This window comes from Alloprevotella sp. oral taxon 473 str. F0040 (genome assembly GCF_000318095.2).
Classification (GTDB): Bacteria; Bacteroidota; Bacteroidia; order Bacteroidales; family Bacteroidaceae; genus Alloprevotella.
The window spans coordinates 79893-86652 of the sequence record NZ_KB290724.1 but is presented as its reverse complement, the minus strand read 5'-3'; the positions used below and the strand labels follow the sequence as shown (position 1 = coordinate 86652).

General features: G+C 46.1%; 7 protein-coding genes. 1 reads left to right on the top strand and 6 read right to left on the bottom strand.

Annotated elements, in window-relative coordinates:
* The first annotated feature begins 92 nt into the window (after positions 1 to 92).
* On the top strand, positions 93 to 419 hold the full coding sequence (locus tag HMPREF9999_RS09730; RefSeq protein ID WP_009437954.1) for a thioredoxin family protein: 327 nt from the start codon (positions 93 to 95) through the stop codon (positions 417 to 419).
* 92 nt (positions 420 to 511) lie between these two features.
* Here HMPREF9999_RS09730 and HMPREF9999_RS09725 read toward each other — a convergent pair whose 3' ends face one another.
* The 6 genes from HMPREF9999_RS09725 to HMPREF9999_RS09695 form a co-directional block, all read right to left on the bottom strand.
* A complete protein-coding gene (locus HMPREF9999_RS09725) occupies positions 512 to 1066 on the bottom strand; it encodes a DUF1697 domain-containing protein (RefSeq protein ID WP_009437953.1) in 555 nt (184 codons plus the stop codon).
* Between the two features lie 413 nt (positions 1067 to 1479).
* The gene (locus HMPREF9999_RS09715; protein WP_009437951.1) at positions 1480 to 1995 is read right to left on the bottom strand and encodes a hypothetical protein; all 516 of its coding nucleotides are present in this window, start codon (positions 1993 to 1995) and stop codon (positions 1480 to 1482) included.
* A 213-nt stretch (positions 1996 to 2208) separates the two neighbouring features.
* Positions 2209 to 3168: an endonuclease/exonuclease/phosphatase family protein gene (locus HMPREF9999_RS09710; RefSeq protein WP_009437950.1), complete on the bottom strand. Its 960-nt coding sequence runs from the start codon at positions 3166 to 3168 to the stop codon at positions 2209 to 2211.
* Positions 3169 to 3614: 446 nt separating this feature from the next.
* Positions 3615 to 4418, bottom strand: coding sequence for a TrmH family RNA methyltransferase (locus HMPREF9999_RS09705; protein ID WP_009437947.1), 804 nt, complete (start codon positions 4416 to 4418; stop codon positions 3615 to 3617).
* 166 nt (positions 4419 to 4584) lie between these two features.
* Positions 4585 to 4776, bottom strand: coding sequence for a hypothetical protein (locus HMPREF9999_RS09700; protein ID WP_009437946.1), 192 nt, complete (start codon positions 4774 to 4776; stop codon positions 4585 to 4587).
* A 153-nt stretch (positions 4777 to 4929) separates the two neighbouring features.
* Positions 4930 to 6753 (bottom strand): DUF349 domain-containing protein, encoded by a 1824-nt coding sequence (locus HMPREF9999_RS09695; RefSeq protein WP_009437945.1) that lies wholly within the window; start codon positions 6751 to 6753, stop codon positions 4930 to 4932.
* Positions 6754 to 6760: the final 7 nt, after the last annotated feature.

Sequence of the window (6760 nt, the reverse complement as noted above, 5' to 3'; positions counted from 1 at the left end):
GTTTGAATTGGCTAATGAACAGTAGGTGATTAGCTAAACCATGGCCATGAAGTGAAAACAAATGTAGACAATCATGTAAAGGTCGAAAATATATGAATCATCAAACGAATATCAATGATATAGAGCTCGTTATCAATAGAAACCGTCTCTGCCTATTCTATGTTAAGGCTCCCGATTGTGGAGTTTGCAATGTTATGTTTAGCAAAGTTGCATCGTTAACGGAGAACTACCCTCAACTTGTGTCTTTCTATACTGACATAACAGAGGAGCCTTTGATTGCTAGTCGTTTCCTTGTATATTCAGGTCCAACCGTATTACTCATATTAGATGGCAAGGAAGTTTATCGTAGTTCTCAATTCATAGACCTAAAAGAACTGGATAGAAAGATTGGTCAACTAATAGAGTTTTGTGATTTATAAGAGAAGACTAAATACTCTTTTGTGTTATTTCTTGGATGTCCTAATATGCACCCTTCAATTCATCGTTTTATTTCCTATTCTGCGGCAGCTGTCTAGTGCTTCTCTGCTTTTTTCTCCAGGATTTCCGCTATTTTTTCGTAGGTTTTCCCATTGCGAATGGTGATGTGCTGATAAAAATCCTGTTTCATAAGTTTTTTGTGATAAGTAGATTTCAGATATTCCGCTTCATCATATTTGCCCCAAAATATCGCATGGCTACCGATATGAACGATTTCATTGTAGAACTCAGAGGTGTTGATGAAATCTATAATTGCCGATTGGTCAATGTGATTGGGGATGAACAGGACGTCTCTCCTTGCCAATTCTCCTTGCCACCAATCAGGCAGCTTTGCTTTTTCTGCTAAATAGTCTTCTTTGCTTATCAAAGCAAAAGGAATAGAAAAGTCATAGTTCCTTTCTAGCATACGTGCTATCTTTGAGAGACAATGCTCAATACTTTCCGCACTGCAGAAAAACAAGTTACCACTATTGATGTAAGAATCAACATCTTCAATGCCCTCCTCTGAAAGTGCTTTCTTCAAATCACTCATAGATACCCTGTTTTTTCCGCCTACGTTGATTCCACGTAGCAAAAGTACATATACCATATATCTTCTTCTTTTTAAGAATGTTTGTTTTTCCCTGTCATTAAGAGCTTTCTTAGTCTATTGAATAAATGGAGAATAGAGGCTCTTTTGGGAATCATATAGTGTATAATTCCCCGTCAATTGCAAAGATATCATATTCTTTTGTAGCACTCACATGGAGAGGGGCTAAAATTGCGAGTTTATTCAAGTCTACTATTTATTGGATTCTACTCTTGTGGAAGATAATCATTGCCTCTTTCCATCTGATGTATGAGATAAGAATAGCCTGTCCAAGGGCATCTGAGGAGTGTGACAAATAGAGAGCATGCAATATGCTTTCTTGTGTTTGGCTTAATAGTATCATAAACAAGCACTACATCATGAGAGTCTAGAGCTTCCATGACGTAGTGTTGAATAGTAGTGAAAGGTTGAACTCAATTACAGCGAATGAAAACACGTTTCCTAGGAATGCTATAAGGTTCCCCCTCATCTATTACCAAACGGTTGGCTTCGATTTTCCCTTTGTATATACGGGTGGTCACATCAGGTTTGGCACCTTTTTGTATCCAACGGGGGATGCCCATGCGCTGCGCTGTAGCCTCCTCCTTGCAATATAATGGAACTGGGTAGTCAAATTCTACCCCTGCTTCGACTGTAAAAGACAAGGAATCCTGTTTTACAATGATGTTTTGCAAAGGACGAATCTCATAACCAGGAAGGTATCCCTCTCTAACTAGAAAAAACTCATCTGTTGTAGCATTTAAACATCCATGCACACCTAGCGAATCTTTCCAAAAGATAAGATAGCAACGATCCCCTATTCCCGATGGATAGTCGAGTTGCTCTTCATAGATGGAGGTCTGCTGAGCCTGAGGAAGCAGAACTTCGGCTTGGGCACAAGCAGAAAGTACAGCCCAACTCAAGGAAAGGAAGAGTAAAAGATTTTTCATTGTATTATTTATTGAAGTGGTACTAGTTTATTTTTTTTGGGGGGGGAATTCTCTTCAGCTTCTGTTGCTAAGCTCACCGTGAACTTATCGGAGGAGAGATATGGAAACTATGGTTAGCGCAAAGGCAAGGGCTACAGTCGAGCATTCCACAGGCTTGTGCGACATGGATAGGCTCTTGCTTCCACTTCCCGTCTGCTTGTTGGGCGATAGTCGTTAGAGCTTAAACTCTGCCCACAAAGGGTAGTGGTCGGAAATCATGAAAGAGAGTTTCTGCTTGCTCAGTCCTCTGTTTTTGAGTGCAGTGGCGACAAAGTCGTAGCTGCCACCGCGCACAAACTCTAAGGAGAGTTTCGGCTGTCCATTGCTGCCATTGAACCAAGCGATTTGATCGTAGAACTTTGTGTCATTGAAGATGGAACGACTCACCTCCTTGCTCCGTAAACCCTCAGGCACGTATAGCCCTTCAGAAAGGAAGGTCTGCTCGAGCAGGTCTCCGCGAGCCTCAATGTTGAAGTCGCCAAGGAGGATGAGATTCTGATGATAGGCATTGACGTCTTTCGCCCACGACGACAGCCATTGGGCTATCCCTTTGAGTTCTTTCACGCGATCACTAGCCTTCGTGCCGTAGAGTACATGAAGGGTAACGAGGATGAAGGTTTGGTGCTTAGAACGGAAGCTCACGGCATAAGGCGAACGAACAAACTGTTCCTGCATCACATTTTTAGACACACCGCTGCGCCATTCGTCTGGCACCACCAGTTCGCCTGCTAAGCCTGAGAGGTTTACTCGGCGTGTATCGAAGAGATACGCCATGCGTTCGCCATTGCCGACAGAGCCTTGGTTCACATCGGTCAAAATCATAGACCATTCGTTGCCGAGTATTTTGAGTGTGTCTCTCAAGGCTCTGATGTTGGATTTGACTTCTTGGATAGCGATGACGTCAAATCGTCTGATAATCTCTGCGATACAATGCACGGAGTGGAGGTCGCGGCGAGGACTATCGCCCTCTTGACTCATCCAGCTGCGGGTGAGGTCACCAAAGCCGCGGATATTCCAAGTCGCGATGAGCAGGTTGCGGTCGAGTTGTTTGGGAGGCACCTTCTCGTCCAGGTCTTTAAGGAGTTCCTCAAGGTTGTCCTTAACCTCTTGAGGTTGTGGATCTAATGTTTTCATGGTTCTTCTATTTTGTGGTAGGGTAGAAGATAGTGTGTATTCACGACAAAAGTACAAGATTCAAGGGAATCTTCCAAGTGAAAAGCATATTTTGTATCGTGCTGATATCGCTTTTTTTTTTGCTACTCACCCTGGGTGAGGGGGAGCATTCCCTGAGGCTTCCTCCACTATTCAACATTACTTGTCGAATCGTCCGTTGGCATAAGTTCTTAGAACCACCTTATGTTGCGGCCATAGACATAGCTTCTCATGTCTTATCAGGTTGGCTATTTTCAATGGTGCTTGTGTTTCACACGTTTCTTTATTCTGTTTTGTTGGTTAAATCACGTGGTGCTCTCTTGCCGCAAAGAGGTCGTCAAGCATTCTTTCGTGGTGAGGCTACTCTTTTTTATGACTTAGAGTATCTATAAATAGTCCAGTTGGTGCATCGGAGGATACTTCCTACATCATTCTCGTTTGCGGAGTTCCCAAAAGGCGACAGCCGCAGCGGCCGCCACGTTGAGAGAGTCCACTTGGTGCGACATGGGGATGCGCACCACAAGATCGGAGTCTACTATTGTTTGTGCAGAGAGTCCGTCACCCTCTGTGCCCATGATGAGGGCGAGTCGTTCATATTCATGCAAACGAGGGTCGCCTAGTGGGATAGAGTCGTCTGAGAGAGCCATCGCAGCAGTGGTGAAACCATAGTCGTGAAGACAAGTGAGTGGAGGAGCCACCCAAGTCCAAGGCACGAGGAAGGTGCTTCCCATGGACACACGAATGGAACGGCGATTGAGTGGGTCGCACGAGCTGGGGGTGAGCAGCACAGCATCTATGCCCAAGGCGGCAGCAGAGCGGAAAATAGCTCCGATGTTGGTGGTGTCTACCACTCCGTCTATCACCACGATTCGTTGCGCATCGTGAAGTACCGTCTCGAGTGAGGGGGGAGTAGGGCGGCGCATGGCGCAAAGCACTCCTCGTGTGAGCGTATAGCCCGTGAGGGAAGCCAGCAGTTCCCGTTTGCCAGTGTAGACTGGAATGTCGCCACATCGGTCTATAATGCTGGCTGCATCGCCCGTGATGTGGCGTTCTTCGCAGAGCAGTGCCAAAGGAGTATAGCCTGCATCGAGTGCCACGTGAATGACTTTGGGGCTCTCGGCAATGAAAATCCCTTGTGAAGGATCTAGACGATTGCGCAGTTGAGCTTCGGTGAGGGAAGTGAACATTTCCACTCCTGGATGATGGAGCGAGGTGATGGGAAGTATGGGCATAAACTATCGTGTAATGGGATAAGATTGGGCTTAGTCTAGAAACACCACTGGTATAACAAACTAAAAGCTCCATGCCGACAGTGGTTTAGAGTATACTGGCGGCATGGAGCAACAAGTGGGTTAAATATCTACTCTTGCAGAGCAGGGCAAAGATGATGAACAGAACTTATTCTCCCCAAATAGAATTGTTTGACTCGTCCATTCCACGAGAACCTATAGTAGATAGATGCTCTTCGGTCACCTTTGTATCGTTAAGTGGGAGCTGACTATTGGTATTTTGGCCACTCACAGCTATCATACCTTCTGATAACATGGTGATAGATTGGATTTGTGGACTGAGATACGTTTTCTGTTTCATCGTTGTTTGTATAAGATTAGGTGTTTAATAAATGAACCAACTAAGAAGAAGTACACACTGGTCTTTAATGAGTACATCTTCTTAGTTGGGAGTTTTGCTTAAGTATATTAAATACTATAAACCTTTGGCGTAGATGTTTGATTCTATAATTAGCTACTCTGCCAGTTGAGCTATCTTTTCGGCCAAGAGAGCGAGATCTTTTTTGAGTATCTCGATGCGACGTTCCACATCGGCCACGAAAGAAGAACCAGACTTTGATTTGGCCGTGAGGAACGACAAGTTAGTCTCATAGGTGGCAATCTCAGCTTTCTTCTCATCATAAGCCCGTTGGAGGCGTTGACGTTCATTGCCACCTTGTGCTGCTACACGACGTGCAAGATTGTCGATACGACGACGTCCAGCTTCTTCGTGAATCGTATTGTAGAGCGCATCGCAAGCCTTGCGATAGGCGCGATAGATCTTTTCCTTCTTCTTAAAAGGCACGTGACCTACTTCGTTCCATTCGGCTTGAAGAGCTTTGACAGCATCATGGAGTTTATCGCTACCTTCAGCAATGAGTTGTTCCAAGCGAGCAATGATGTCTTGCTTCTTGGCTAAGTTGGCCATTTCTTCCTCGTTATTGCCTGCATTAGCTTCTTTCTTGCGATCAAAGAATGCATTGCAGGCCGTGTTGAAGCGTTTCCAAATGGCATCGCTGGCTTTGTGCGCCACCGCACCAATAGTCTTCCACTCGGCTTGTAGCTCAACAAGTGCCTTGGTCGTAGCAGCCCAATCGGGGCTCTCGCTCAGCTGTTCAGCCTTCTCGCAGAGGGCAGTCTTCTTGGCCAAATTTGCAGCGAGTGTCTCGCGCACTTCCTTGTAGAACTTAGACTTAGCGGTGAAGAAAAGGTCGCAAGCTGCACGGAAACGGTCGAAAATCTGTTGATTGGCTTTGCGGGGTGCAAAGCCCACGGTCTTCCACTCGGCTTGGAGAGCGACGATTTCTTTAGACTGAGATTCCCAGTCGTTCATCGTGTGGAGGGCAGAGAGGTCGATGGCTTCTACGCGTTCGCAAAGTTCAGTCTTGCGTGCGAGATTGTCCTCTTCCTGTTGTTTTTGCGCGAGGAAGAAGTCTTGGTGACGCTTGTTGATAGTGGTAGAAGCAGTCTTGAAGCGATTCCACACCTCATCGCGCAACTCCTTAGCCACAGGGCCTGTTTCGCGGAATTCGATATGCAACTGCTGCAATTGGTGAAACGCACTAATCACATCTTCCAGTTCAGTGAGTTTCTCAGCAGCCTCGCAGATACGGGTCTTAATCTCCAAGTTTTTCTTGAAGTCATATTCGCGCATCTCATGATTGATGCGCAAGAGGTCGTAGCATTGCTCAACATAGTGATGGAAGTTTTTCCACGTGTCGGTCACGTGTTCGGCTGGGATAGAGCCAATCTCCTTCCACTCTGATTGGAGAGCTTTAAATGTGTCGTAGTTTTTGTCGATTTGCTCAGCATCGGCAGCAAAACCCTTGATTTGCTCGATAATGGCGAGCTTACGCGCCAAATTAGCTTGGCGTTCTGCTTCAGCCTTCTCTGCCATTTCTGCTCGGCGCACCTTAATCTCGGAGAGCAACTGCTTGTATTCTGCTTCTAAAGGCTGGTCAGGAGCCACGAATTCAGACTCGTCGCCACCATCGGCCACAAATTGTTCACGTGCTTTTGCCACCGCCTCGTTGTGGAGACGATAGTATGCACTGCGACACGCATCGAGTGCGGTGCGGTCGGCGGTTTCGGGTTGTTCCAGCAAAAGTTTGAGTTGAGCTATCACCGCTTCGGGTGTAGTCAAATCCGCGTTTTGAGTTGCAGTGGTGGCTTCTTCGGTTGTAACAGCAGGAGCCGACGCTGCAGTAGTGGCAGTTTCAGCAGTGTCGTTAGCGACGTGGTCAGTGGCAGCTACTTGGAGCTGAGGATCTACGTGTTCACTCATTATGGGGAGTGTCATTTATGGG

Coding starts and splice junctions, on each gene's coding strand:
- HMPREF9999_RS09730 (WP_009437954.1), top strand. CDS start 93: ATGAATCATCAAACGAATATCAATGATATAGAGCTCGTTATCAATAGA.
- HMPREF9999_RS09725 (WP_009437953.1), bottom strand. CDS start 1,066: ATGGTATATGTACTTTTGCTACGTGGAATCAACGTAGGCGGAAAAAAC.
- HMPREF9999_RS09715 (WP_009437951.1), bottom strand. CDS start 1,995: ATGAAAAATCTTTTACTCTTCCTTTCCTTGAGTTGGGCTGTACTTTCT.
- HMPREF9999_RS09710 (WP_009437950.1), bottom strand. CDS start 3,168: ATGAAAACATTAGATCCACAACCTCAAGAGGTTAAGGACAACCTTGAG.
- HMPREF9999_RS09705 (WP_009437947.1), bottom strand. CDS start 4,418: ATGCCCATACTTCCCATCACCTCGCTCCATCATCCAGGAGTGGAAATG.
- HMPREF9999_RS09700 (WP_009437946.1), bottom strand. CDS start 4,776: ATGAAACAGAAAACGTATCTCAGTCCACAAATCCAATCTATCACCATG.
- HMPREF9999_RS09695 (WP_009437945.1), bottom strand. CDS start 6,753: ATGACACTCCCCATAATGAGTGAACACGTAGATCCTCAGCTCCAAGTA.